General features: G+C 72.3%; 23 protein-coding genes. 18 read left to right on the forward strand and 5 right to left on the reverse strand.

Annotated elements, in window-relative coordinates; all coding sequences use genetic code 11:
- Positions 1–17: 17 nt before the first annotated feature.
- From BLV05_RS20705 to BLV05_RS20720, 4 genes are all read left to right on the forward strand, one after another.
- The gene (locus BLV05_RS20705) at positions 18–725 is read left to right on the forward strand and encodes a YqeB family protein (protein WP_046768481.1); all 708 of its coding nucleotides are present in this window, start codon (positions 18–20) and stop codon (positions 723–725) included.
- Positions 722–2,050: a M20/M25/M40 family metallo-hydrolase gene (locus BLV05_RS20710; RefSeq protein WP_046768480.1), complete on the forward strand. Its 1,329-nt coding sequence runs from the start codon at positions 722–724 to the stop codon at positions 2,048–2,050. The genes BLV05_RS20705 and BLV05_RS20710 overlap by 4 nt, the downstream gene beginning before the upstream one ends.
- Positions 2,051–2,193: 143 nt before the next feature.
- On the forward strand, positions 2,194–3,600 hold the full coding sequence (locus BLV05_RS20715; RefSeq protein WP_152690716.1) for an LPXTG cell wall anchor domain-containing protein: 1,407 nt from the start codon (positions 2,194–2,196) through the stop codon (positions 3,598–3,600).
- Between the two features lie 132 nt (positions 3,601–3,732).
- A complete protein-coding gene (locus BLV05_RS20720; RefSeq protein WP_152690715.1) occupies positions 3,733–5,253 on the forward strand; it encodes an LPXTG cell wall anchor domain-containing protein in 1,521 nt (506 codons plus the stop codon).
- A gap of 33 nt (positions 5,254–5,286) precedes the next feature.
- Here the strand turns inward: BLV05_RS20720 and BLV05_RS20725 are convergent, their stop codons facing one another.
- Complete coding sequence (locus tag BLV05_RS20725; protein WP_046768477.1) at positions 5,287–5,517, reverse strand: DUF5703 family protein; 231 nt, start codon at positions 5,515–5,517, stop codon at positions 5,287–5,289.
- Between the two features lie 42 nt (positions 5,518–5,559).
- Between BLV05_RS20725 and BLV05_RS20730 the strand changes: the two genes are divergently transcribed.
- Positions 5,560–6,168: a hypothetical protein gene (locus tag BLV05_RS20730; protein ID WP_152690714.1), complete on the forward strand. Its 609-nt coding sequence runs from the start codon at positions 5,560–5,562 to the stop codon at positions 6,166–6,168.
- Between the two features lie 24 nt (positions 6,169–6,192).
- Here BLV05_RS20730 and BLV05_RS20735 read toward each other — a convergent pair whose 3' ends face one another.
- The gene (locus BLV05_RS20735; protein WP_046768476.1) at positions 6,193–7,170 is read right to left on the reverse strand and encodes an aldo/keto reductase; all 978 of its coding nucleotides are present in this window, start codon (positions 7,168–7,170) and stop codon (positions 6,193–6,195) included.
- 82 nt (positions 7,171–7,252) lie between these two features.
- Between BLV05_RS20735 and BLV05_RS20740 the strand changes: the two genes are divergently transcribed.
- Genes BLV05_RS20740 through BLV05_RS20750 form a run of 3 tightly spaced genes read left to right on the forward strand, consistent with a single transcriptional unit; the run spans position 7,253 to position 10,056 of the window.
- Positions 7,253–8,302 carry an LLM class F420-dependent oxidoreductase gene (locus tag BLV05_RS20740; RefSeq protein ID WP_046768475.1) on the forward strand — a complete coding sequence of 350 codons (1,050 nt, stop codon included), beginning with the start codon at positions 7,253–7,255 and terminating at the stop codon, positions 8,300–8,302.
- A 29-nt stretch (positions 8,303–8,331) separates the two neighbouring features.
- Positions 8,332–9,174 carry an undecaprenyl-diphosphate phosphatase gene (locus BLV05_RS20745; protein WP_046768474.1) on the forward strand — a complete coding sequence of 281 codons (843 nt, stop codon included), beginning with the start codon at positions 8,332–8,334 and terminating at the stop codon, positions 9,172–9,174.
- A 3-nt stretch (positions 9,175–9,177) separates the two neighbouring features.
- Positions 9,178–10,056 (forward strand): aminoglycoside phosphotransferase family protein, encoded by an 879-nt coding sequence (locus tag BLV05_RS20750; RefSeq protein WP_046768473.1) that lies wholly within the window; start codon positions 9,178–9,180, stop codon positions 10,054–10,056.
- A 144-nt stretch (positions 10,057–10,200) separates the two neighbouring features.
- On the opposite strand, the gene BLV05_RS20755 is transcribed toward BLV05_RS20750, so the two are convergent.
- Entirely contained in the window at positions 10,201–11,529 is a 1,329-nt protein-coding gene (locus BLV05_RS20755; protein WP_052762388.1) for a M23 family metallopeptidase, read from the reverse strand.
- Between the two features lie 187 nt (positions 11,530–11,716).
- Here BLV05_RS20755 and BLV05_RS20760 point away from each other — a divergent pair, with 187 nt between their 5' ends.
- The 5 genes from BLV05_RS20760 to BLV05_RS20780 are packed head-to-tail and all read left to right on the forward strand — an operon-like array spanning position 11,717 to position 15,463.
- Complete coding sequence (locus tag BLV05_RS20760) at positions 11,717–12,412, forward strand: histidine phosphatase family protein (protein ID WP_046768472.1); 696 nt, start codon at positions 11,717–11,719, stop codon at positions 12,410–12,412.
- Positions 12,413–12,421: 9 nt separating this feature from the next.
- Positions 12,422–12,982, forward strand: coding sequence for a DUF3090 family protein (locus tag BLV05_RS20765; protein ID WP_046768471.1), 561 nt, complete (start codon positions 12,422–12,424; stop codon positions 12,980–12,982).
- Between the two features lie 4 nt (positions 12,983–12,986).
- Positions 12,987–13,793 carry an SCO1664 family protein gene (locus BLV05_RS20770; protein WP_046768470.1) on the forward strand — a complete coding sequence of 269 codons (807 nt, stop codon included), beginning with the start codon at positions 12,987–12,989 and terminating at the stop codon, positions 13,791–13,793.
- A 21-nt stretch (positions 13,794–13,814) separates the two neighbouring features.
- On the forward strand, positions 13,815–15,017 hold the full coding sequence (gene mshC / locus BLV05_RS20775) for a cysteine--1-D-myo-inosityl 2-amino-2-deoxy-alpha-D-glucopyranoside ligase (protein WP_083421352.1): 1,203 nt from the start codon (positions 13,815–13,817) through the stop codon (positions 15,015–15,017).
- An 8-nt stretch (positions 15,018–15,025) separates the two neighbouring features.
- Complete coding sequence (locus tag BLV05_RS20780; protein WP_046768469.1) at positions 15,026–15,463, forward strand: GNAT family N-acetyltransferase; 438 nt, start codon at positions 15,026–15,028, stop codon at positions 15,461–15,463.
- 10 nt (positions 15,464–15,473) lie between these two features.
- On the opposite strand, the gene BLV05_RS20785 is transcribed toward BLV05_RS20780, so the two are convergent.
- Positions 15,474–16,313, reverse strand: a complete 840-nt coding sequence (locus BLV05_RS20785) for a PAC2 family protein (protein ID WP_046768468.1) — start codon at positions 16,311–16,313, stop codon at positions 15,474–15,476.
- 237 nt (positions 16,314–16,550) lie between these two features.
- On the opposite strand from BLV05_RS20785, the gene metH reads away from it, so the two are divergent.
- Positions 16,551–20,009 (forward strand): methionine synthase, encoded by a 3,459-nt coding sequence (metH, locus tag BLV05_RS20790; protein WP_231948574.1) that lies wholly within the window; start codon positions 16,551–16,553, stop codon positions 20,007–20,009.
- An 82-nt stretch (positions 20,010–20,091) separates the two neighbouring features.
- Here the strand turns inward: metH and BLV05_RS20795 are convergent, their stop codons facing one another.
- Positions 20,092–20,418 carry a hypothetical protein gene (locus tag BLV05_RS20795; RefSeq protein WP_046768572.1) on the reverse strand — a complete coding sequence of 109 codons (327 nt, stop codon included), beginning with the start codon at positions 20,416–20,418 and terminating at the stop codon, positions 20,092–20,094.
- A gap of 265 nt (positions 20,419–20,683) precedes the next feature.
- Between BLV05_RS20795 and BLV05_RS20800 the strand changes: the two genes are divergently transcribed.
- From BLV05_RS20800 to BLV05_RS20815, 4 genes are all read left to right on the forward strand, one after another.
- Entirely contained in the window at positions 20,684–21,361 is a 678-nt protein-coding gene (locus tag BLV05_RS20800) for an HAD family hydrolase (RefSeq protein ID WP_197683230.1), read from the forward strand.
- Positions 21,362–21,531: 170 nt separating this feature from the next.
- On the forward strand, positions 21,532–23,193 hold the full coding sequence (locus BLV05_RS20805) for an ABC transporter substrate-binding protein (protein WP_046768466.1): 1,662 nt from the start codon (positions 21,532–21,534) through the stop codon (positions 23,191–23,193).
- Between the two features lie 7 nt (positions 23,194–23,200).
- Complete coding sequence (locus tag BLV05_RS20810; protein WP_046768465.1) at positions 23,201–24,205, forward strand: ABC transporter permease; 1,005 nt, start codon at positions 23,201–23,203, stop codon at positions 24,203–24,205.
- Between the two features lie 4 nt (positions 24,206–24,209).
- Positions 24,210–25,124: an ABC transporter permease gene (locus BLV05_RS20815; RefSeq protein WP_046768464.1), complete on the forward strand. Its 915-nt coding sequence runs from the start codon at positions 24,210–24,212 to the stop codon at positions 25,122–25,124.
- Position 25,125: the final 1 nt, after the last annotated feature.

The following is a 25,125-nucleotide window of genomic DNA, read 5'->3' on the forward strand; positions in this document are numbered from 1 at the left end:
ATCGGGGAGAGCGCTCGATGAGTGGGACGACGAACGGCCCGGGCGGCGAGACGGTGGTCGGCCGCCCGGGCTGGGAAGCTGTGCTGGTCTGGGTCGGGTTCCCGGTCCTGGGCGCGTTGCTCGGGCTGGGCGTCCGGCCGCTGGCCGACTGGGTGCTCGACACCTCGTGGGTGCCCGACTTCGCGCCGTTCAGGTTCGTCGCCGAGCTGCCGCAGCCGGGCGGGACCATCGGGACAGTGGCGGCGGGTGTCGTGCTCGGCGTCGTCGTGGCGCTGACGGCGGAGGGCGAGGTGCTGCGCGTCGGCGTCGGCCCGTCCGCCGTCACGCTGACCCGCGACGGCACGAGCCGCACCATCGCCCGCGGCGACGTCACCGCGGTGTTCGCCGACGGCAAGGAACTGGTGCTGGTCTCGCGGTCCGGGCTGGAGCTGGCCCGGGAGAAGTCCGACCTCGCGCCGGCGCGGCTGGCGGCCGCGTTCAGCGAGCAGGGCTACCCGTGGCGGCCCGACGGCGACCCGCACCGCGACCAGTACCGTCGCTGGGTGCCCGACGAGCCGGAGCTGCCGGCCGGCGCGAACGCCGTCCTCAAGGCCCGGGCCGGCGCGCTGGAGAAGGGCGACCAGAAGGACCTCGCCGAGCTGCGCGACGAGGCCGCCAAGCTCGGGGTCGTGGTGCGTGACCAGGACAAGCGGCAGTACTGGAGGCGTGCCAAGATAGGCGGATGACGCAGACCCCCACCGAGCCGCCGAGCACCGCCGACGCCGAGGTGGTCGACCTCTGCCGCGACCTGCTGCGCATCGACACCTCGAACTTCGGCGACAGCAGCGGCCCGGGCGAGCGCAAGGCCGCCGAGTACGTGGCCGAGAAGCTCGCCGAGGCCGGGCTCGACCCCGTCGTGTTCGACTCCGAGCCCGGCCGCACCACCGTCGTCGCCCGGGTCGAGGGCGCCGACCCGGACCGGTCCGACGCGCTGCTCATGCACGGCCACCTCGACGTCGTCCCGGCCGACGCCGCCGACTGGACGCACGACCCGTTCTCCGGCGAGCTCGCCGACGACTGCCTGTGGGGGCGCGGCGCCGTCGACATGAAGGACATGGACGCCATGATCCTGTCCGTCGTGCGCGACCGGCTGCGCACCGGCCGCCGCCCGGCCCGCCCGCTCGTCCTGGCGTTCCTGGCCGACGAGGAGGCCGGCGGCGTGCTCGGCGCGCACTGGGCCGTCGACCACCGGCCCGAGCTGTTCGAGGGCGTCACCGAGGCCATCAGCGAGGTCGGCGGGTTCAGTCTCACCGTCAACGACGACCTGCGGCTCTACCTCGTCGAGACCGCCCAGAAGGGCATCGACTGGATGAAGCTGACGGTCGAGGGCCGGGCCGGCCACGGTTCGATGGTCAGCAGCGCCAACGCCGTCACCGAGCTGGCCGAGGCGGTCGCCCGCATCGGCCGGTACCAGTGGCCCGTGCGGCTCACCCCGACGGTCCGCTCGTTCCTCGAGGAGGCCGGCCAGGCCTTCGGCGTCGAGTTCGACCCCGACGACCCCGAGGCCATGCTCGGGCAGCTCGGCGATGTCGGCCGCATCATCGGCGCCACGCTGCGCAACACCACCAACCCGACCATGCTCAAGGCCGGCTACAAGCACAACGTCATCCCCGGACGCGCCGAGGCCTACATCGACGGCCGCTACCTGCCCGGCCAGGAAGAGGAGTTCGCCGCCGCCCTCGACGAGATCCTCGGGCCGAACGTCAAGCGCGAGGCCCTGGTCCGCGACATCGCCGTCGAGACCACCTTCGACGGCCCGCTCGTCGACGCCATGAGCGCCGCGCTGCGCGCCGAGGACCCGGGCGCCCGGCCGGTGCCGTACTGCCTGTCCGGCGGCACCGACGCCAAGGCGTTCAGCCTGCTCGGCATCCGCAACTTCGGCTTCTCGCCGCTGCGGCTGCCCCCGGACCTCGACTTCGCCGGCATGTTCCACGGCGTCGACGAACGAGTGCCGGTCGACGGCCTGCGTTTCGGCGCCCGCGTGCTCGACCGATTCCTCGACCTCGCCTGACAAAAAGTCAGCTCTCCCTGGAATGCCCTGCCGTGATGTAATCTGCGGCGGACACTTCGGACGCACACTCTCGTGCATTCTTCTGGGGGCACCCTTTGAGGTTCATCGGGCGGACCACGGTCCGCATACTGGCCGGAGCATGCTTGATCGGGGCGACCGCAGTCGCCCTGACCGCTCCGGCGGCTGCTGAAGAGCAGCCGGTCGACGTCGCTGTGTCGGCCATCCCGCAGGTGTTCGGGCCGCCTGGAGCCACGCTCGAGGTGAACGCGGGCTTCTCCAACATGGGCGGCCAGGACATGGACGGCTGGACCACCGACTTCACCGTTCCCGACGGCGTGACGATCACCGGCATCGTGGATGGCGAGATCCTCGACGGCACTGATCGGCCCGACGAGGGCTGTGCGCTGATCACGCCGCAGCGGCTCGAGTGCCACAGCAACGCGACCGTGGCCATCGCGGACAGCGTCGACACCCGGTTCGAGGTCACCCTGGACGACGACGCTTCGGATGAGCTCGGCGTGGCGACCTTCTCCGTCACCGCCGACGAGGGCGGCACGGGCAGCGCCGAGACCGCCATCACGGCCATCGCCGACGAGGTCGTCATCGAGGCTGCCCTCGACCCGGGCGACTACGAGGGCGCGCCCGGCACGACCTTCGAGCAGACCGCGCGGGTCACCAACACCGGTGCGGTCGACATGGTCGGCTACTCGCTCGACTTCTTCGCGGGCGGGCTCGTGGCCATCACCGGGATCACCGGCCTGGACCTTGTCGACGGCACCGCGCGGCCCGACGAGGGCTGCGTTCTGGTCGACATCGGCCGCACCGAGTGCCACACAGGCGCGACCCTGGCCGCCGGTGACAGCACTGAGGTGACGTTCCAGCTGCGGCTGCCGGAGCGAGCGGAGTTCGCTTCGCTGGGCGACACCCACGTGCACGTGTTCGGTGACAACGGCGGCGACTTCTCCGACGTCGCGGAGGTCGGCCTCGCGATCGACCCCACGAAGCTCCTGGTCTTCTCGGCCCCCACGTCGATGTCGATCCCGGCCGGCCGCACGGTCGCCGGTGTCGAGTTCAAGGCCGACAACGTCGGCGCGGTCTACGCGGCGGCGCGGCGCACCGTGCTCGAGGTGCCCGACGGCGTCACGATCGTCGACGTCCTGGGGTACGACGTCGTGGACGAGATCACCCCGCCGGAATCGGGTTGTGTGCTCGAGACACCGCGCCGGGCCGCCTGCTACCGCGACGTCATCGAGACCGGCAACGGCGACATCATGCAGTTCGAGCTCCGGCTCGACGCGGACCTTCCCGTCGGTGAGCTGGGCGTGGCGACGCTGACCAGCACGGGCCACGGCGGCGAGTACGACGGTGAGATCCTCATGTCGATCTACGACCTCGGTGACGACGGTGGCGCTACCGGTGCCGACGACGACGGCGGTGACGGCGAGGAGCTGCCGGACACCGGTACCAGCAGCACCACCGTCGCGCTGGCGGCACTGGGCCTGATGCTGGCCGGCGCTGCCGCGATGACGCTGCGGGCGCGCCGAGCCTGACAGACCAATGTGCGGCGCTCCGGGCTGTCACCGGAGCGCCCGGAGCGCCGCATATTGACAGCCGCGTGGGATAGCGTCAGCGCCGCGGGCACGCATGCGTGACACCCCTTGGGGAATTTCGATGAGTTCCACGTGCGGGCCGCGGCCCGCGCCTCTTATGGAATGGGCCTGATCGGGGCCACCACACTTCTTCTCACCACCCTGGCCGCGCCGGCGGCCGCGCAGGACGACCCCGTCGTGCTCGAGGTGACGGCCACCGAGGCGGTCACCGGAGCCCCCGGCGAGGAGCTCCGGGTCGAGACGGGCGTCGTCAACACCGGCTCGGCCGACCTCGTCGGCGGCACCGTCGACTTCGAGGTGCCTGACGGCGTCACCGTCACCGGCCTCGACGGCCAGGAGTTCGTCGACGGCACCGAGCGGCCGGACGAGGGCTGCGCGCTGGTGACCCCGCAGCGGGTCGAGTGCCACACCGACGCCACCCTGGCCGCGGGTGCCGACAGCGCCGCCGCCTTCCTCGTGACCATCGACGAGGGCGCGACCGGCGAGCTCGGCGCGGCCACCGTCACGGTCGCCGGCGACAACGGCGGCGAGGGCAGCGCCCAGACCACCATCACCTCCTCGGCCGCGCCCGAGGGTGAGGTCGTCCTCGAGGCCGCCTTCGAGAGCGGCATCCTCGCGCCGCCCGGTGCCGAGGTCGAGCTCACCGCCACGACCACCAACACCGGCACCGCCGACATGGTGGGCGGCACCGTCGACTTCGAGGTGCCCGACGGCGTCACCGTCACCGGCGCCGTCGGCCAGGAGTTCGTCGACGGCACCGAGCGGCCCGACGAGGGCTGCGCGCTCGTCACCCCGCAGCGGGTCGAATGCCACACCAACTCGACCCTCGCGGCAGGCGACACGGCCGAAGCGACGTTCCTGCTGCAGCTGCCGGACGACGTCTACGACACCCTGCTCGGCAACGCCGTCCTGCACGTGGCCGGCGACAACGGCGGCGAGGACACCGTCGAGACCGACATCTCCGTCGGCCCGCCCGCGCAGGCCTGGCTGAACGTCAGCGCGACGCCCGAGGTCGAGGGCGCGCCGGGCGAGGTCCTGGAGATCCGGACCGATGTCGCGAACGTCGGCGGCGAGGACGTCGTCGGCGCCAACGTCGACTTCGAGGTGCCCGAGGGCGCCACCGTGGTCGGCATCGTCGGCCAGGAGATCGTCGACGGCACCGAGCGGCCCGACGAGGGCTGCGCGCTCGTCACACCGCAGCGGCTGGAGTGCCACACCAACGCCACCCTGGTGGCCTACGACGGCGTCTCCGAGGCGACGGTCGAGATCCGCATCGACGACGACGCGCCGGCCGGTGAGCTGGGCGTCGCGACGCTGCAGATCGAGGGCGACAACGCCGGCTCCGGCGGCGCCGAGACGGTCGTCACGGTGGTCGACGACGGCTCGGGCGACGACGGCGCTGAGGACGGCGGCACGGAGAGCGGCGGCACCGAGTCCGGTGACGACGACGGCGCCGAGAACGGCACCGAGTCCGGCGGCTACGGCGACGACCTGCCCGACACCGGAGCCGGCAGCACGACCCTGGCGCTCGTCACGGCCGGGATGTTGCTCCTCGGCGGCGCGGCCATCGCGTTGCGGTCCCGTCGAGCCTGACGGCACCACCGCGCGACGCTCTGACCCGGCTGGTCAGAGCGTCGCGCGTACCCGCATGATCTTGCGGCGGAGCACGATGTTGCGCGTGCCGTCGGGGTACAGGCGCAGCCGGGCGAGCTCCCAGTGGCCGTGCTCGGCCTGCTCGGTCAGCAGGCGGCGGGCGGCGCCGCGCGAGATGGTGCGGGGGAGCGATATGTGCCGGAACTCGTACTCGGCGGCGGGGGAGACTCGGGAATCGAGGCTTCTCGCCTCCGACCATTCCATTTACGTATCTTGCCACGGCCGGACCGGGTACGGTCGTCGACTGTGACCATGCCGCCGCACGACGCCGAGCGCCTGCAGGCCGCGCTCGACGACCTCACCGACGCCCTGGAAGCTCACCTGAACGCGTGCCTGGCGCGCACCGGTGAATCGGACCCGGTGGTCCAGGCCGCCTACAACAAGCTGCGCATCGCCGCCGACCGGTACGACGACCTGCTCTACGACGCCACCGAAGAGGTCACCCCCTGGGAGTTCCCAGAGGAGCCGCCGAGCGTCGAGTACGAGGACCTCGACTCCGAGCCGGGCGTGGTCGGCGTGCTGGTCCGCCGCGACTACGAGATCGACGACAGCGAGCGGCTGATCGTCGCCGGGCGCGAGGCGTACGGCGAGCTGTACCCGCAGGACCCGCGCGAGTCGGCCGTCGCGGACGTGTCGCACCCGGGCCGGGCGCTCTATCAGATGCTGCACGCCTTCGGCGTCGACGGCCTGGACGAGCGGGCGGAGGAGGCCGGGCTGCTGCCCCGCGGCGGGACGGTGTGGGTGCAGGCACTGGGCGAGGCGGACGAGCAGACCCTCACCAGCGACCCGTTCGGCGTCGCCGACGAGGAGCTGCTGGTGTACCGCGTCGACGAGATCATCCACACGGACGACTGACGCGGGCACGGCGGCCCGGCGCGCTCAGGCGCGGGTCTCCGGGTAGCCGAACTCGACGGCGGACACCTCGTCCAGCGCGGCGCGGATCTCGGCCGGCAGCTCGAGGTCGTCGGAGCCGAGGACGTCGCGCAGCTGGCCGGCCGTGCGGGCGCCGACGATCGCCGAGGCGACGCCGGGGCGGTCGCGCACCCACGTCAGCGCGACCTCCAGCGGCAGCGCGTCGAGCCCGTCGGCGGCGGTGCAGACGGCGTCGACGATCTTCGCGGAGCGGCCGTCGAGGTACTTGTCGACGAACGGCGCGAAGTGGGTCGTGGCGGCGCGGGAGTCGGCCGGGGTGCCGCTGCGGTACTTGCCCGTCAGCACGCCCCGCCCCAGCGGCGACCACGCCAGCACGCCGAGCCCGAACCGCTCCGCCGCCGGCAGCACCTCGCGTTCGACGCCGCGTTCCAGCAGCGAGTACTCGACCTGCGTCGACACCAGCGGCGCCGGCGGACCCGCGACCGCGCGCTGGTGCACGGCGGCCGCGGCGGTCTGCCAGCCGGCGTAGTTGGAGACGCCGGCGTAGCGGGCCCGGCCGGACGTGACGGCGTGCTCCAGCGCGCCCAGCGTCTCCTCCATGGGCGCGGCGTCGCTCCACCCGTCGACCTGCCAGAGGTCGACGTAGTCGAGGTCGAGGCGGTCGAGGGAGTCGTCGAGCTGGTCGAGCAGGCCCTTGCGCGAGACGTCGACGCGGCCGGGGCCGGCCGGGCGCCTGCCACCGGCCTTCGTCGCGACCAGCACGTTCGCCCGCGGCACCGCGCTGTCGAGCAGTGCGCCGATGAGCTTCTCGCTCTCGCCGCCGCCGTACGAGGCCGCGGTGTCGACCAGCGTGCCGCCGGCGTCGGCGAACGCCTTGAGCTGTTCACGCGCGTCGTGCTGGTCGGTGTCGCGGCCCCATGTCATGGTGCCGAGTCCCAGCCGCGAGACGTGCAGCCCGCTTCCCCCGAGTCGTCGCTGTTCCACGCCGTGAGGCTACCGGGTGCCGCGCGGGCGCGGGCCGCTCCGGCGGGTAGAGTCGCCCGGAGTGTCTCGCGGGAGGTGACGGATGCGGCTCGGGCTGAACCTGGGCTACTGGGGCGGCGGCGACAACCACGTCAACCTGGCGCTGGCCAAAGAGGCCGACCGGCTCGGCTACGCGGTGGTCTGGGCGGCCGAGGCGTACGGATCCGACGCACCCACGGTGCTGGCCTGGGTGGCGGCGCAGACGGAGCGGGTCGACGTCGGCAGCGCCGTCATGCAGATCCCGGCGCGCACCCCGGCCGCGACGGCGATGACCGCCGCCACGCTCGACAGCCTGTCCGGCGGCCGGTTCCGGCTCGGCCTCGGCGTCTCCGGGCCGCAGGTCTCCGAGGGCTGGCACGGCGTCCGCTTCGACCACCCGCTGGCCCGCACGCGGGAGTACGTCGACATCGTCCGGCTCGCGCTGTCGCGGCAGCGGCTGGCCTACGAGGGCGAGCACTGGCGGCTGCCGCTGCCCGACGGCCCCGGCAAGGCCCTGCAGTTGACGGTGCACCAGGCGCGGCCGTCGATCCCGGTGTACCTCGCCTCGATCGGCCCGCGGAACCTCGAGCTGACCGGCGAGATCGCCGACGGCTGGCTGGGCATCTTCTACGCGCCCGAGCACGCGGCCGGGTCGCTGGACCTCATCCGGGCCGGTCGTGAGAAGGCCGGCGCGACGATGGACGGCTTCGACGTCGTACCGACCGTCCCGGTGTCCGTCGGCGCCGACCTCGAGGCGTGCGCCGAGCCGGTGCGGGCGTACTCGGCGCTGTACCTCGGCGGCATGGGCAGCCGGCAGCAGAACTTCTACAACGCGCTCGCCGTGCGCATGGGCTTCGGCGACGCCGCGCGCGCCGTCCAGGACCTGTTCCTGGACCGCAAGTACCGCGAGGCCGCCGCCGCCGTCCCGCTGGAGTTCGTCGACCGGACGGCGCTGATCGGCCCGCCCGAGCGCATCCGCGACCGCCTGCACGCCTACGCGGAGTCCGGCGTGACGACGTTGTCCGTCGCGGCCCACGCCGGGTCGCTGGAGGACCGCGTGGCGGCGCTGCGCACCGTCGCCGAGGCGCTGGACGCCGCCGGACTGGCATCCTGACCGGGTCGTAGGGGAGTCGAACGCATCACATGGAGTGGTTCCACGCCGTCGTGCTCGGGGTGCTGCAGGGACTGACCGAGTTCCTGCCCATCTCCTCCAGCGCCCACCTGCGGATCTACCCGGAGCTGTTCGGCTGGGAGGATCCGGGCGCGGCCTTCACCGCCGTCACGCAGATCGGCACCGAGTCCGCGGTCATCCTGTACTTCGCCCGCGACATCGGGCGGATCATCAGTGCGTGGTTCCGCTCGCTCGTGTCGAGCTCGTCCGGGCGGCGCCGGCGCGCCACGTACGACCCGCAGGACGCCAGGATGGGTTGGTTCGTGATCATCGGGACGATCCCGATCGGCGCGCTCGGCTACGTCCTGAGGGACGTCATCGAGGACGACTTCCGCTCGCTCTGGATCATCGCGACGACCCTCGTCGTGCTGGGCGTCATCCTGGGCATCGCCGACCGCGTCGGCCGCAAGGAGCGCACCGCCGCCGACCTCACCTACAAGGACGCCGTCCTCATCGGGTTCGCGCAGGCGATGGCGCTGATCCCCGGCGTGTCCCGGTCCGGCGCGTCCATCAGCATGGGCCTGTTCCTCGGGCTGGACCGCAAGGCGGCGGCCCGGTTCGCGTTCCTGCTGGCGATCCCGGCCGTGCTCGGCTCGGGCATCTTCGAGTGGCCGAGCGCGATGGACGAGGGGTCGGTCTACGGCGCCGGCCCGACGATCCTGGCGACGGTGGTCGCGTTCTTCGTCGGCTTCGGCGTCATCGCCTGGCTGATGTCGTGGCTGGAGAAGCGGTCGTTCGCCCCGTTCATCGTCTACCGCATCGCGCTCGGCCTGTTCACGTTCGCGATGCTGGCCACCGGCACCTGGAGCGCGTAGAGCATGGACGAGCAGCTGATGCGGACGCTGCTGCGTGAGCAGCACCCCGATCTCGCCGGCGAGCACGTGCGGCCGGCCGCCACCGGCTGGGACAACGAGCTGTGGCGGCTGGGCGACGGCCTGGCCGTGCGCGTCCCGCGCACCGAGCGAGCCCCGGACCTGCTGCGCAAGGAGTACCGGTGGGTGCCCGAGCTGGCGCCGCGGCTGCCGCTGCCGGTCCCGGTGCCGCTGCGCTGGGCCGAGCCGTCCGAGCGCTTCGCGAAGCCGTGGGCCGTCACCACCTGGGTCGACGGCGAGCCGGCCGACCGCGCCGTCATCACCCGCGGCGACCACGCGGCCGAGACGCTGGCCGGATTCCTGCGCGCACTGCACCGGCCCGCGCCCGACGATGCGCCGGCCAATGCGGATCGCGGCGTCGACCTCGCAGTGGTCGCCGCTGGGGTCGAGGACGGCTTCCGGTCACTCGTCCCGTCGGCGCTGCTGCCCGCGGTCCGCGAGGTCTGGGACGACGCCGCGTCGGCGCCGCCCTGGGCCGGCCCGCGCACCTGGCTGCACGGCGACCTGCACCCCGCGAACGTCACCGTTGCCGACGGCACCCTCGCCGGCGTGATCGACTTCGGCGAGCTGTGCGCCGGCGACCCCGCGACGGACCTGGCCGCGGCCTGGACGCTGCTCCCGGTCGGCGCGTCGGCCCGGTTCTTCGCCGTCTACGGCGGCGCCGACGACGCGACGGTCAGGCGGGCGCGTGGGTGGTCCCTGCGCACCGCGCTCGGGCTGATCAGCGTCGGCCGGGCGGGGGAGCAGGGCCTTCCCGGCGGCAAGCCCACCTGGCTGCCGGCCGGCCTGGGCACGATCGACCGCGTCCTGGCCGACGCCGGCTAGGGGCGTCCCTTAGGACGCGCCGGCCCCTCGGGGACGTTGTTGATCATGGAGAAGGTCGGCCTCAGAAGCGCTCCAGGGCCGACCTTCTCCATGATCAACGGGACGGTGGGGGGTTGCTGTCGCCGACGCCGGCCTGCGGCGTCGCTAGGACGCGCCGCCGGGCAGCGGGGCGCTGGACACCCACGGCCACGGGTCGGTGTGCTGGCCGTCGAGGCGGACCTCGAAGTGCAGGTGCGGCCCAGTGGAGTAGCCGGTCGAACCGATGTTGCCGATGTACTGGCCCTTCTCGACCCGCTGGCCCGGCACAACCATGAGGTCGGACTGGTGGGCGTACATGGTGGTGAGCCGCTGGCCGTTCACCAGGCCGTGGTCGAGGATGACCATGTTGCCGTAGGCGTTGTTCCACCGCGCCTCGATGACGGTGCCGGCGTCGGCGGCGTAGATGCGGCCGTCGCCGCGGCCGAAGTCGAGGCCGGTGTGCATCTTCACGTAGCCGAGGATCGGGTGCAGCCGCTGGCCGTAGTCGGACGTCGTCGGGCCGGTGGCCGGCCGGATGAACGTGCCGGTGCCGTAGCCGGGCCCGTAGCTCGCCTGCGCCAGCAGCTCGCCGACCTCGGTGGACTGCTGCAGCAGCTCCATGTACCGCTGGTAGTCCTCGAGCCGGGCGTCGGCCGCGGCCTGCACCGCCCCCTCGACCAGCGTCTGGGTGTTGTCGACCACCTGGCGGGCCGCGAGCGCCGCACCCTCGGCCGTCTCGAGCGCGGCCAGCGACAGGCCGGCCTGGTCGGCCACCGTCTGCAGCCGCAGCCGCTGGCCCTCCAGCCGGGCGTGGGTGTCGGCCAGCTCGGCCTGGGTGTTGGCCATCTCGTCGAGTGCGCCGTCGGCCGTGCGCAGCAGCGTCCGCATGCCCATGTAGCGCGAGGCGAGGTCGTCGGGCGTCTCGGCGCCGAGGACGACGCCCATGGCGGCGAGGTTGTTGCCCTGGTAGGCCTCGCGGGCGATGGTGCCGATGGTGTTGCGGGTGGCCTCGGAGCGGGCGTCGAGCTCGTCGAGCTCCCGCTGCGTGCGGGCGACCGACTCGGTGGCGATCTTCAGCTGCTGCTGGGCGTGGACGTCGTTGGCGCGGGCGTCGTCGGCGGCCGCGGAGGCGGTGGCGAACACCTCCTGGGCCGAGGTGAGGTCGGCCATCACCTGCGCGAGCAGCCGCTGCGCCTCGGCGACGGCGACAGTCTGGGCGCCCTCGAGGCCCTGCGCGTACGCGGACTCGGGGTCGCCGGGCGCCGGCGGAGCCTCGACCGGCGGGGGCGCGACGGTGCCCGGCGGGAGGTCGTCGGGCGGTGCCTCCCCGGGTGCGCCATCAGACGGCGGATGGGCCGGCGGCTGGGTGGCGGGCGGGGTGGTCGCGGGATCCGCGACGGCGGGCCCTCCGACGGCGGCCAGCGCGAGGCCCGCAGTGGCGGCGAGGGCCGCCACGTGGCGACGTCTGAGGAACCGCATCGGCGTCGTGTCCCCTCCCGTGCCCCGAAGCGCGTGGCCCGGATGGGCCGAACGGTCCTGGCGACGAAGACATATGTCTGAAGACTTGATAGCCCATTTCGCGGACGCGCGCGACCTTCTGGCCAGATGTTCACTCTATCGGTACGCCTCGTAGGCTTCCCGCATGCCCACAGTCGTCCTGGTACGCCACGGCCGGACCACCGCCAATGTCGCGGGAGTGCTGGCCGGCCGCACGCCCGGCGTCGGCCTCGACGACACCGGCCGGGCCGGCGCCGCGGCGCTCGCCCAGCGGCTCGAGCCGGTCCGTCCCGCGGTGGTCGTCAGCAGCCCGCTGGAGCGGTGCGTCCAGACGGCGACGGCGATCGCCGGCGGCCGCGAGGTGGTCACCGACGACGGCCTCAGCGAGTGCGACTACGGCGACTGGACCGGCCGCTCGCTGGCCGAACTGCGCCGCGAGAAGCTGTGGAAGGTCGTCCAGGAGCACCCGTCCGGCGTCGTGTTCCCTGGCGGCGAGTCGCTGCGCGCCGTCCAGCAGCGCGCCGTCGACGCTGTCCGCACGCGCGACACTGAGCTGGCCGCCGAGCACGGGCCGGGTGCCGTGTGGTTCGCCGTCTCGCACGCCGACGTCATCAAGGCGGTCCTCGCCGACGCGCTCGGCCTGCACCTCGACCACTTCCAGCGGCTGGTCGTCGACCCGTGCTCGGTGTCCGTCGTCTCGTTCACCGAGCGGCGGCCGTTCGTGCTGCGCGTCAACGACACCGGCGGCGACCTCGGCTTCCTCGCGGCGCCGGCGCGGCGGCGGCGCCGCAGCACGCGCGGCGACGCCGTGGTCGGTGGGGGAGCGGGCGACGCGAGATAGGCTTTCTGGGTGGCCGCGCAGGTGTACAGATTCGATCAGCCCCAACGCTTCATCGCCGGAACCGTCGGGCGTCCCGGTGAGCGTTCGTTCTTCCTCCAGGCTCGCGACGCCACCAAACTGATCAGCGTGCTGCTCGAGAAGGAGCAGGTGTCGGTGCTGGCCGAGCGGGTCGACGACATGCTCGACGAGATCCTGCGCCGGGCCGGCGGGCTGACCACCGTGCCGGCCGTCGCGCCGCCCGAGCTCGACGACCTCGACCCGCTGGAGCAGCCGATCGTCGAGGAGTTCCGCGTCGGCGCCATGACGCTGCGCTGGGACACCGACGACGAGGAAGTCGTGGTCGCCGCGTACGCCGCGTCCGACGACGACACCGAGCCGCCCGACGACCCCGACGAGTCCGACCGCGACGTCATGGTCGTGCGGCTGTCCGGCCCCGCGGCCCGGGCGTTCGTCAAGCGCGCCCAGGCCGTCGTCGGCGCCGGACGCCCGCCGTGCCCGCTGTGCAGCCTGCCGCTCGACCCCGCCGGGCACGTCTGCCCCCGGCAGAACGGCTACCGGCGGCGGGACTGAGCCCGTGGACCTGCTGAGCCTGCTGCGCGAGGGCGAGCTGACCGTCGAAGGCAGGCTCGTCGTCGCGTCCAACCTCACCCTGCTCGGGCACGTCACGCACGGCGACACGTCCGTGCGATGCGTCTACAAGCCGGTCAGCGGCGAGCAGCCGCTGTGGGACTTCCCCGACGGCACGCTGGCCGCGCGCGAGGCGGCCGCCTACGAGGTGTCCGCCGCGGCGGGCTGGAACCTGGTGCCGCCGACGGTCCTGCGCGCCGAGGGGCCGTTCGGCGCCGGCATGTGCCAGGCGTGGATGGAGCAGGGCTCGGGCGAGCTCGGGGCCGGCCGGGTGGACGTCGTCCCCGCGGCGTCGGCGGCCGAGGGGTGGCTGCCGATCCTCGAGGCGGTCGACGGCGACGGCGCGCCCGTCCTGCTCGTGCACGCCGACGACCCCGGGCTGCGCCGGCTGGCCGTCTTCGACGCCGTCGTCAACAACGCCGACCGCAAGGGCGGGCACGTCCTGACCGGCGACCACTTCGTCGCCCCGTCGGCCGCCGACGTCGTCGGCGTCGACCACGGCGTCTGCTTCAACGTCGACCCGAAGCTGCGCACCGTCCTGTGGGGGTGGGCCGGGTCGCCGCTCACGCCGGCCGAGCGGTCCGAGCTGTCGCGGCTGCGAGCTCTGGTCGACGGCCCACTGGGCGCGACGCTGGGGGAGCTGCTGGACGGCGAGGAGGTCGTGGCCACCGCGGCGCGCATCGACGCGCTGCTGGCCCGCGGCACCATGCCGAGTCCCGAGGGACGGATGCCGGTTCCGTGGCCGGTCTTCTGACGAATTAGGCTGAGCAGCATCATGCGAGCCTGGTCTGCCCCCGACGTGCCCGCCCTTCCCGGCCGTGGCCTGCCCGTCAGTCTCCACGACACCGCGACGGGGTCGGCCCGGCCGGTGCGGCCGGAACACGTCGCCACCATGTACGTCTGCGGCATCACGCCGTACGACGCCACCCACCTGGGGCACGCCGCCACGTACGTCGCGTTCGACCTGCTCAACCGGGCCTGGCGCGACGCCGGCCACGACGTCCGCTACGTCCAGAACATCACCGACGTCGACGACCCGCTGCTGGAGCGGGCCACCGAGACGGGGCAGGACTGGCGCGAGCTGGCCGACGCCGAGACCCGGCTGTACACCGAGGACATGGCCTGGCTGCGGGTGCTGCCGCCGTCGTCGTACGTCGGCGCCGTCGAGGCGATCCCGCTGATCACCCGCATGATCCAGCGCATGGAGCCGTCGGTGTACGAGCTGGACGGCGACCTCTACTTCTCCGTGCGCACCGACCCCGCGTTCGGCTCGGTGTCGCGGCTGCCCGAGCCGGCGATGCGCGACCTGTTCGCCGAGCGCGGCGGCGACCCCGACCGGCCCGGCAAGAAGGACCCGCTCGACCCGCTGGTGTGGCTGAAGGCGCGGCCGGGGGAGCCGTCGTGGGACAGCCCGTTCGGCCCCGGCCGCCCCGGCTGGCACGTCGAGTGCGCGGCCATCGCCATGGAGTACCTCGGCGTCCCGTTCGACGTCCAGGGCGGCGGCAGCGACCTCGTGTTCCCGCACCACGAGATGTCCGCCTCGCACGCCCACGTCGTCGCCGGCGCGTTCGCGTCGCTGTACGCGCACGCCGGCATGGTCGGCCTCGACGGCGAGAAGATGTCGAAATCGCTGGGCAACCTGGTCTTCGTCTCCGGCCTGCGCGCCGACGGCGTCGAGCCGGTCGCCGTCCGGCTGGCGCTGCTGGCAACCCACTATCGCGCCGACCGCGAATGGTCGCCGGCGGTGCTGGAGGAGGCGACGCTGCGGCTGGCCCGCTGGCGGACGGCGCTCGCGGCGGGTGCCGGCGCACCCGCCGAGCCGGTACTCGCCGAGGTCCGCGACCGCCTCGCCGACGACCTCGACTCGCCCGGTGCGCTGGCCGCCGTCGACCGCTGGGCGGCGACGCCCGGCACCGACCCGGGCGCGCCGGCCCTGGTCGCCGCCACCGCCGACGCCCTGCTCGGGCTCGCTCTCTGAACTCGCCCGTGCTGATCCGCCCGGTCCGCGCCGCCGACGCCGAGGCCGTCGCGGAACTGCTCGACCAGCTCGGCTACCCGCAAGACGGCAGCGCGGCGACGGCGGCCCGCCTGCGGGCCTGGACCCGCGACCCGGCGAGTGCGGCCTACGTCGCCGACGACGGCGGCGACGTGCTCGGCGTCGTCGCGGTGCACATCAGCTCGTTCTTCGAGCGCGACGGCGCATGGGCCCGCATCGTCGCCCTGGTCGTGGCCGATCGCGCCCGCGGGCGCGGCGTGGGCTCGCAGCTGGTGGCCGAGGCGGAGTCGTTCGCCGCCGACCACGGCTGCGCCCGCATGGAGGTCACCAGCTCCGACCGCCGCCACGAGGCGCACGCCTTCTACCGCGGCCGCGGCTACGCCGACCAGGCCGGGACGTCGTCGCGCTTCCTCCGCGACCTGCCCTAAACCGCGCCGGTCAGGTGTCGCGGCGGCGGAGGTAGCGCTCGAACTCGCGGGCGATGTGCTCGCCGGAGGCCTCGGGGAGGTCGACGGTGTCGCGGGCCTCTTCGAGGCGGCGGACGTACTCGGCGACGTCGGAGTCTTCCTCGGCGAGCTCGTCGACGCCGTGCTGCCAGGCCTCGGCCTGTTCGGCGAGGTCGCCCATCGGGACCGGCAGGCCGAGGAGGTCCTCGACCCGCTGCAGCAGCACCAGCGTGGCCTTGGGGCACGGGGACTGGGCGACGTAGTGGGGCACGGCCGCCCAGAGCGACACGGCGTCGAGGCCGGCGCGGGTGGCGCCGTCCTGGAACACGCCGACGATGCCGGTGGGGCCCTCGTAGCGGGACTGCTCGAGCCCGAGCGTCTCGGCCTGGTCGGGGTCGCTGGTGGTGACGGTGACGGGGACCGGCCGGGTGTGCGGCACGTCGGCCAGCAGCGCGCCGAGCGTAACGACCTGCTCGCAGCCGAGGTCGGTGGCGACGGACAGCAGCTCGGCGCAGAACGCCCGCCACCGCATGTTCGGCTCGATGCCGCGCAGCAGCACGATGTCGCGTCCGTGCTCCTCGATGCTCACCACGGACAGCCGGGTGGTGGGCCACTCGATGCTGCGCTTGCCGTCGTCGTCGACGCTGACCAGCGGGCGGTTGACCTGGAAGTCGTAGTACTCGTCGGGGTCGAGCGCGGCCACGGCGCCGGCGTTCCAGACGCGCTCCAGGTGCTCGATACCAGCCGTCGCGGCTTCTCCGGCGTCGTTCCACCCCTCGAATGCGGCGATCAGGACAGGATTGCGTAGTTGCCGCGCTCCGTCGTTCTCCATCGCGCTCGTCTCCCTGCCTGGAAGGGTCGCCTCTTCATCGGGGACTGACGTCAGACCTTGCGGCCGGCTGCCAACAACACTGTCGTCCTCCCGACCAACCCTACGGCTCTCGCGCGCGAAAGGCGCGTCGAGGCCCATCCCAATATCAGAGACGATTCGTCCGTATGGCGGACGTTTCCTTGTGAACAGGCGGGACGGCTCTACTCTGGCGTGATGCGGGGGAGCCTGAGGGAAGCCATGTCCCGGCGCGTCGTGGTGGCCGACGGCGCGATGGGAACCATGTTGCAGGCGGCCGACCTGACCCTCGACGACTTCGAGGGCCACGAGGGCTGCAACGAGATCCTCAACGTCACCCGGCCCGACGTCGTCCGGCACATCCACGACGCCTATTTCCAGGTCGGCGTCGACGCGGTCGAGACGAACACCTTCGGCGCCAACTGGGCGAACCTGGGGGAGTACGGCATCTCCGGGCGCATCCGCGAGTTGGCCGAGGCCGGCGCCCGGCTGGCCCGCGAGGTCGCCGACGACTGGTCGACCGGCGACCGGCCGCGCTGGGTCCTCGGCAGCGTCGGGCCGGGCACCAAGCTGCCGTCGCTCGGGCACGTCGACTTCGCCACCCTCCGCGACGCCTACCGCACCCAGGTCGAGGGCATGCTGGCCGGCGGCGTCGACGCCGTCCTCGTCGAGACCGCGCAGGACCTGCTGCAGGCCAAGGCCGCGATCATCGGGGCGCGACGGGCCATGACGGCGGCCGGCGCCGAGGACGTCGCGCTGATGGTCAACGTCACCGTCGAGACCACCGGCACCATGCTGCTCGGCTCGGAGATCGGGGCCGCCCTGACGGCGCTCGCCCCACTCGGCGTCGACCACATCGGCCTCAACTGCGCCACCGGGCCGGCCGAGATGAGCGAGCACCTGCGCCACCTCGCGCGGTACGCGCACACCGGCCTGGCCTGCATGCCCAACGCCGGTCTGCCAGAGTTGACGTCCGACGGCGCGCACTACCCGCTGACGCCGCAGCAGCTGGCCGACGCGCACGACCTGTTCACCGCCGAGTACGGCCTCGCGCTGGTCGGCGGCTGTTGCGGCACGACGCCTGAACATCTGCGCCAGGTGGTCGAGCGGGTCGGCGGCCGCGAGCTGACCCCGCGCCGCCCGCAGGACGAGCCCGGCGCCGCCAGCCTGTACCAGCACGTCCCGTTCCGCCAGGACACCTCGTACCTGGCCATCGGCGAACGCACCAACGCCAACGGCTCCAAGGCGTTCCGCGAGGCGATGCTCGAGGGCCGGCTCGACGACTGCGTCGAGATCGCCCGTGCCCAGACCCGCGACGGTTCGCACCTGCTCGACCTGTGCGTCGACTACGTCGGCCGCGACGGGACGGCGGACATGCGCGAGCTGGCCGCCCGGTTGGCCACCGCCAGCACGCTGCCGCTGGTGCTCGACTCCACCGAGCCGGCCGTCATCGAGGCCGGCCTCGAGTGCCTGGGCGGGCGCAGCGTCGTCAACTCCGTCAACTACGAGGACGGCGACGGCCCCCGCTCGCGCATCCGCACGGTGATGCCGATCATCCAGGAGCACGGCGCGGCCGTCGTCGCGCTCACCATCGACGAGGAGGGCCAGGCCCGGACGGCGGAGTGGAAGCTGCGCGTCGCCGAGCGGCTGATCGGCCAGCTCACCGGCGAGTGGGGCATACGCATCGGTGACATCGTCGTCGACACGCTGACCTTCCCGATCGCGACCGGCCAGGAGGAGACCCGCCGCGACGGTATCGAGACCATCGAGGCGATCCGCGAGCTCAAGCGCCGCTACCCGCAGGTGCAGACGACGCTCGGCGTCTCGAACGTCTCGTTCGGCCTCAACCCGGCCGCGCGCGCCGTCCTGAACTCCGTCTTCCTCGCCGAGTGCGTCGCCGCCGGCCTCGACTCCGCCATCGTCCACTCCGCGCGCATCCTGCCGGTGTCGCGGATCCCGGAGGAGCAGCGCCAGGTCGCGCTGGACCTCGTCTACGACCGCCGCACGCCCGGCTACGACCCGCTCACCCGGTTCCTGGAGCTGTTCGAGGGCGTGACGTCGACGACGGAGGACCGTGCCGCCGCGTTGCTCGGCCTGCCGTTGTTCGAGCGGCTGGAGCAGCGCATCGTCGACGGCGAGCGCAAGGGCCTGGAGGCCGACCTCGACGAGGCGCTGGAGCAGAAGCCGGCGCTCGCCATCGTCAACGACACGCTGCTGAACGGCATGCGCACCGTCGGCGAGCTGTTCGGCAGAGGGCAGATGCAGCTGCCGTTCGTCCTGCAGAGCGCCGAGGTCATGAAGGCCGCCGTCGCCCACCTCGAGCCGCACATGGAGCGGGTCGAGGGCGACGACGGAACCAAGGGCACGATCGTCCTGGCCACGGTCAAGGGCGACGTCCACGACATCGGCAAGAACCTCGTCGACATCATCCTGTCCAACAACGGCTACTCCGTCGTGAACCTCGGCATCAAGCAGCCGATCAGCGCGATCCTCGACGCCGCCGAGGAGCACGACGCCGACGTCATCGGCATGTCCGGCCTGCTGGTGAAGAGCACGGTCGTGATGAAGGAGAACCTCGAGGAGATCAACCAGCGCGGGCTGTCGGCGCGCTGGCCGGTCATCCTCGGTGGCGCGGCGCTGACCCGCGCCTTCGTCGAGGACGACCTCGCCGAGCTGTACGCGGGCGAGGTCCGCTACGCCCGCGACGCGTTCGAGGGGCTGCGGCTGATGGACGCGGTCGCCAGCGTCCGCACCGACCCGGACAAGGACCTCGCCGACGTGCTGCCGGCGCTGCGCAAGCGGCGGGTCTCGCGCGCCTCCGCGGCCGGCCGCGACCAGGCCGACGCCGGCGACGACGTCCGCTCCGACGTCGCCACCGGCAACAGCGTGCCGGCGCCGCCGTTCTGGGGCACTCGGGTGGTGCGCGGCCTGCACCTCGCCGACTATGCGGCGTACCTCGACGAGCGGGCCACGTTCATGGGCCAGTGGGGGCTCAAGGGCGCCCGCGGCGGCCAGTCCTACGAGGAGCTGGTCGAGACCGAGGGCCGGCCGCGGCTGCGCATGTGGCTGGACCGCCTGCACACCGAGAGCATCCTCGAGGCGGCCGTCGTCTACGGCTACTTCCCGGCCGTCTCCGAGGGCCGCGACCTCGTCGTCCTCGACCCCGAGGACCACCGCAAGGAGCTGGAGCGGTTCTCGTTCCCGCGGCAGCGCCGCGACCGCCGGCTGTGTCTGGCCGACTTCTTCCGGCCGCGCGAGTCCGGCGAGATCGACGTGGTCGCGTTCCAGCTGGTCACGATGGGCTCCGGCGTCGCGGAGGCGACGGCGAAGCTGTTCGCCGCCAACGCCTACCGCGACTACCTGGAGCTGCACGGGCTGTCGGTGCAGCTGACCGAAGGGCTGGCCGAGTACTGGCACGCCCGGGTCCGCGACGAGCTGGGCTTCGGCGCCGAGGACGACCCGGAGCTGGGCGGCATCCTCAAGCAGGAGTACCGCGGCTCGCGCTACTCGTTCGGCTACCCCGCCTGCCCGGACCTCGCCGACCGCGTCAAGCTGGTCCGGCTGCTACGCCCCGAGCGGATCGGGGTGGACCTCTCCGAGGAGCTGCAGCTGCACCCCGAGCAGTCGACCGACGCGCTGGTCGTCCATCACCCCGAGGCGAAGTACTTCAACGCGACTTAGCAGCGGGCCGGCCGGTCGGCCGCCCGCGCCGCCGCGGAAGGGGGAGGAGCGGCGGGCGCGGGCGGAGTCGGGTGATGCCGGACTAACCCGGCATGCCGTTGCTCTCGGGCCGCCCGTCGGACGGCATCCCGTCCGGCTGCTCGGTGACGGCGAACTTGACCGATCCCTCGGGGTCGACCGACGCGTCCAGCGCCTTGTCGTCGAGCATGATCGCGGCGTCGGGGTCGAGGAACAGCCGGGCGCCGGCGTCGTCGACGATCTGGTCGCCCTCCTCCGGCGCGGGCCGCAGTTCGAGGTCGAGGCCGCCCTCGGGGTTGGCCGCAATGCGCATGCCGGTCCCCATGGGGAGGTCCTCGCGGCCCTCGATGTTGCGGATGACCGCGGCGGCGTTGTGGGTGAGTGTGAGCATGATGAGGTGCACCTCCGTAGGCGCGCACGGGCGCGCTCGTTCTTCGGTGTGGGCTTCGTGATCTGCGACGGCACCGCGACGACGCGATGCTCCGGACGACGGGCCGCCGGATGGGCCCGTGGTGTACGGCGGGTTATCGATCCTCTCCCGGCCGACAGACGCCGGTTGACGAGCCGCTCGCAGCACCCACGTTTCCCGCTGCCGGGCCATCCGTCAAGCGAGGTGCCGAATCAGTGCGAACCTGCGGCATGGGACCATGGAGTACGTGACCTCGCCTCTGCCTGCCGCCGTCCTGTGGGACATGGACGGCACCCTCGTCGACACCGAACCGCTGTGGATGGGCGCCGAGGAGGCCCTCGTGCTGCGCCACGGGGGCACCTGGACCGACGCCGACAGCCTCGCGCTGGTCGGCAGCGACCTGCTCGAGTCCGCCGCCTACATCCGTCAGCGCGGCGACATCCCCATGACGCCGCCACAGATCGTGGCGCACCTGGTGGGCGAGGTGCAGAAGGGCATCGACGCCGGCATCACCTGGCAGCCGGGCGTGTACGAGCTGCTGACGGAGCTGCGCGCCCTGGGTGTGCCGCAGGCGCTGGTCACCATGTCGTACCGCGGCCTGGCCGAGGCGATCGTCGGCCGGCTGCCCGACGGGCTGTTCGCCGCCGTCGTCACCGGCGACGAGGTGACCAACGGCAAGCCGCATCCGGAGCCGTACCTGACGGCGGCCGACGCGCTGGGCGCCGACCCGGCCGAGTGCGTCGTCATCGAGGACTCGCCGCGGGGTGCCGCGGCCGGGCTGGCGGCCGGCGCCCTGGTGCTGTCGGTGCCGAACGCCGTCGCGGCGGTGCCCGAGCCCGGCCTCGTCGTCATCGACTCGCTGGCCGGCGTCCAGGCCGCTGACCTGCTGGCTCTCTTCGACGAGTCGCGTCTCGATCCTGTGTAATGTCACACAGCTATTTCACATAGTCGAGATTCGACGGAATGTTGCGAAATCGCGATGTCATCCTGACAACTCGGTGACTGCCCATCACACCCGCAGGAAGTACTGTCACAGGCCAACCGGTCGGGAACACCGCCCGGCAGTCGAGCTGTGTGAGGTGTGACATGCGTGGCATGAGCCTGAACCGCAGGCTGGCCGCGGGAGCCGTGGCCGGTACCCTGGCCCTGGGACTCACGGCCTGTGGCGGAGACGACGACGAAGGCTCCGCTGAGGGCGGCGGCGACGGCGGTACGCTCGTGTTCGCCGGTTCGGCCGATCCCGTGATCATGGACGGCGCGCTGGTCAGCGACGGCGAGTCCACTCGGGTGATCAACCAGGTGTTCGAGGGCCTGGTCCGCAGCGAGGAGGGCGGCACCGAGATCGAGCCGGCCCTGGCCGAGTCGTGGGAGGCCAGCGCTGACGGCCTGACCTGGACCTTCACGCTGCGTGAGGGCGTGACGTTCCACGACGGCGAGGCGCTGGACGCGGAGGCCGTCTGCTTCAACTTCGAGCGCTGGTACAACTTCACCGGCGTCCTGCAGAGCCCAGCGGTCTCCTACTACTGGGGCACCGTGATGGGCGGGTTCGCCGTCAACGAGGACCCCGCCATGGGCGAGAGCCTCTACACCGGCTGCGAGGCCAGCGACGAGCGCACCGCGGTCATCACGCTGTCGCGTCCGTCGTCGGCGTTCCTGTCCGCCCTGGCCATGCCGGCGTTCACCATCGCCAGCCCGGCCGCGCTGCAGGAGTTCGAGGCCGACGCCGTCAGCGGCACCGGCGAGGCGCCGTCGTTCGAGGGGACCTTCGGCTACGAGCACCCGGTCGGCACCGGCCCGTTCCAGTTCGAGTCCTGGGAGCGCGGCTCCGAGGTCCGGCTGACGGCGTACGAGGACTACTGGGAGGAGCCCGCACAGGTCGACGAGCTGATCTTCACCGTCATCCCGGACGGCCCGGCCCGCCGGCAGGCGCTGGAGAACGGCGAGATCGACGGCTACGACCTGGTCGACCCGGCCGACGTCGAGCTGCTCGAGACCGGCGGCTTCCAGATCCTGCGCCGCCCGGCGTTCAACGTCGCCTACATCGGGTTCCAGCAGAACGTCCCGCCGTTCGACAACCTGCAGATCCGGCAGGCCATCGCGCACGCGATCGACTTCGACAACATCATCCAGACCAACTACCCCGAGGGTGCGGTCCGGGCGACGCAGTTCATGCCGCCCGAGCTGTTCGGCTGGGCCGACGACGTCACGACGTACGACTACGACCCGGATCTCGCCCGTGACCTGATCGCGCAGTCCGGCGTCACGGACCTGACGCTGCCGTTCTGGTACCCGACCGACGTCACCCGCCCGTACATGCCGAACCCGCAGGCCAACTGGGAGCTGATGGCGGCGGACCTCGAGGCGGTCGGCTTCACCATCGAGCCGAACACGGCGCCGTGGAACCCGGACTACCTGGACGCCACCCAGACCGGCGGGACGCCGATGTTCCTGCTCGGCTGGAACGGCGACTTCGGTGACCCGGACAACTTCATCGGCACGTTCTTCCAGCAGGTGAACCCGCAGTTCGGCAGCTTCGACAACCCGGAGATCTTCGACCAGCTCAACCAGGCGGAGGCGGAGACCGACGAAGAGCGACGGACGGAGCTGTACCAGGAGGCCAACCGCATGATCATGGACTTCGTGCCGGGCATCCCGTACGTCCACAGCGAACCGGCCATCGCCTTCCGGGAGGGGATCGCCGGGTACGTGCCCGACCCGCTGCAGAACGAGAGCTTCGCGACCGTCACGGTTGATTGACGACTAGATGCTCAAGTTCGTCGTACGGCGGCTCCTCCAGCTGATTCCGATCCTGCTCGGGCTGTCGGTGCTGCTGTTCGTGTGGCTGCGCGCGCTCCCGGGAGGGCCTGCCCAGGCCCTCCTGGGGGAGCGCGCGACCGCCGAATCCGTCGCTCGTATCGAGGAGCTCTACGGGCTCAACGAACCCTGGTACGTCCAGTACTGGAAATTCCTCTCCGCAGCAGTGCGGCTCGACTTCGGCAACAGCGCCAACACCAACCGGCCGGTGACCGAGGAGATGATGCGGACCTTCCCGGCCACCTTCGAGCTGGCGACGGCCGCGCTGATCTTCGCGGTCGGCGTCGGCGTCCCGCTGGGCTACTTCGCGGCGAAGAAGTACGGCGGCTGGCTGGACAACCTGTCGGTGTCGGGCTCGCTGCTGGGGGTCGCGGTGCCGGTGTTCTTCCTGGCCTACATCCTCAAGTACGTGTTCAGCGTCAAGCTGGGCTGGTTCCCGACCCAGGGCCGGGACGATCCGCGCATCGACGCGGACCATCCCACGGGCCTGTACGTGCTCGACGGCATCCTCACCGGCAATCTCGAGGCCAGCTGGGACGCCATCATGCACCTGGTGCTGCCGGCGATCGCCCTGGGCGCCATCCCGCTGGCCATCATCGTCCGCATCACCCGGGCCAGCGTGCTCGACGTCGTGCACGAGGACTACGTGCGCACCGCCGAGGCGAAGGGCCTGTACGAGCGGACGATCACCCGCCGGCACGTGCTGCGCAACGCGCTGCTGCCGGTGGCGACCGTCATCGGGCTGTCGGCCGGGCTGCTGTTCTCCGGTGCCATCCTGACCGAGACGGTGTTCGCCTTCGACGGCGTCGGCCGGTTCATCTACGAGGCGATCACCGTGCGCGACTACGCCGTCCTGCAGGGGTTCATCCTGGTGATCGCGGCGATGTACGTCGTCGTGAACCTGCTCGTCGACGTGTCGTACGGTCTGATCGACCCACGAGTCCGGGTGAGGTGAGCGCATGAGCCTGTCCGAGATCGAGGCGACCACCGAGTCCGAGCAGGTCGAGCCGGTAGCCGGCAACCTCCGCAAGGAGGCGTGGAAGCGGCTGAAGCGCGACCCCGTCGCCCTTGTCGGGTTCGCCCTGATCGCGTTCTTCATCCTGGTCGCGATCCTGGCGCCGCTGATCGCGCCGTACGCCCCGGACGCTCAACCCGGCCGCGGGATGATCACGCCGACGAACATCCCCGGCCCGTCCGCCGACCACTGGTTCGGGCTGGACGCGTCCGGCCGCGACGAGTTCAGCCGCGTCGTCTACGGCGCCCGGCAGTCGCTGCTGGTCGGCGTCGTGGCGACGTTGTTCGGCATGCTCGGCGGCCTGATCCTGGGCACCCTCGCCGGCGCGTTCGGCGGCAAGGTCGACACCGTCGTCATGCGGATCGTCGACGTCATGCTGTCGATCCCCGGCCTGCTGATGGCCATCGCCATCGCGGCGCTGCTGGGTGCCAGCTTCTGGTCGGTCATGATCGCCATCGCGATCATCAACGTGCCGGTGTTCGCCCGGCTGCTCCGCGGGCAGATGCTGGCCCAGCGCGGCTCCGACTACGTCCTGGCGGCGGTGTCGATCGGGGTGCGGCGGCGGCCGATCGTGTTCGGGCACATCCTGCCGAACTCGATCTCGCCGGTCATCGTCCAGGCGACGCTGACGCTGGCGACGGCGATCATCGAGGCGGCCGGGCTGTCGTTCCTCGGCCTGGGCAGCGCCGACCCGCGGGTCCCCGAGTGGGGCCGCATGCTCGCCGACACCCAGCGCTACCTGGCCTCCGCGCCGCACCTGGCGTTCTTCCCCGGCATCGCCATCGTCATCGCCGCGCTGGGCTTCACCATGCTCGGCGAACGGCTGCGCGAGGCCATCGATCCCAAGTACCGGCGGTGAG

Origin of the sequence: Jiangella alkaliphila (genome assembly GCF_900105925.1) — a bacterium.
Taxonomy (GTDB): domain Bacteria; phylum Actinomycetota; class Actinomycetes; order Jiangellales; family Jiangellaceae; genus Jiangella; species Jiangella alkaliphila.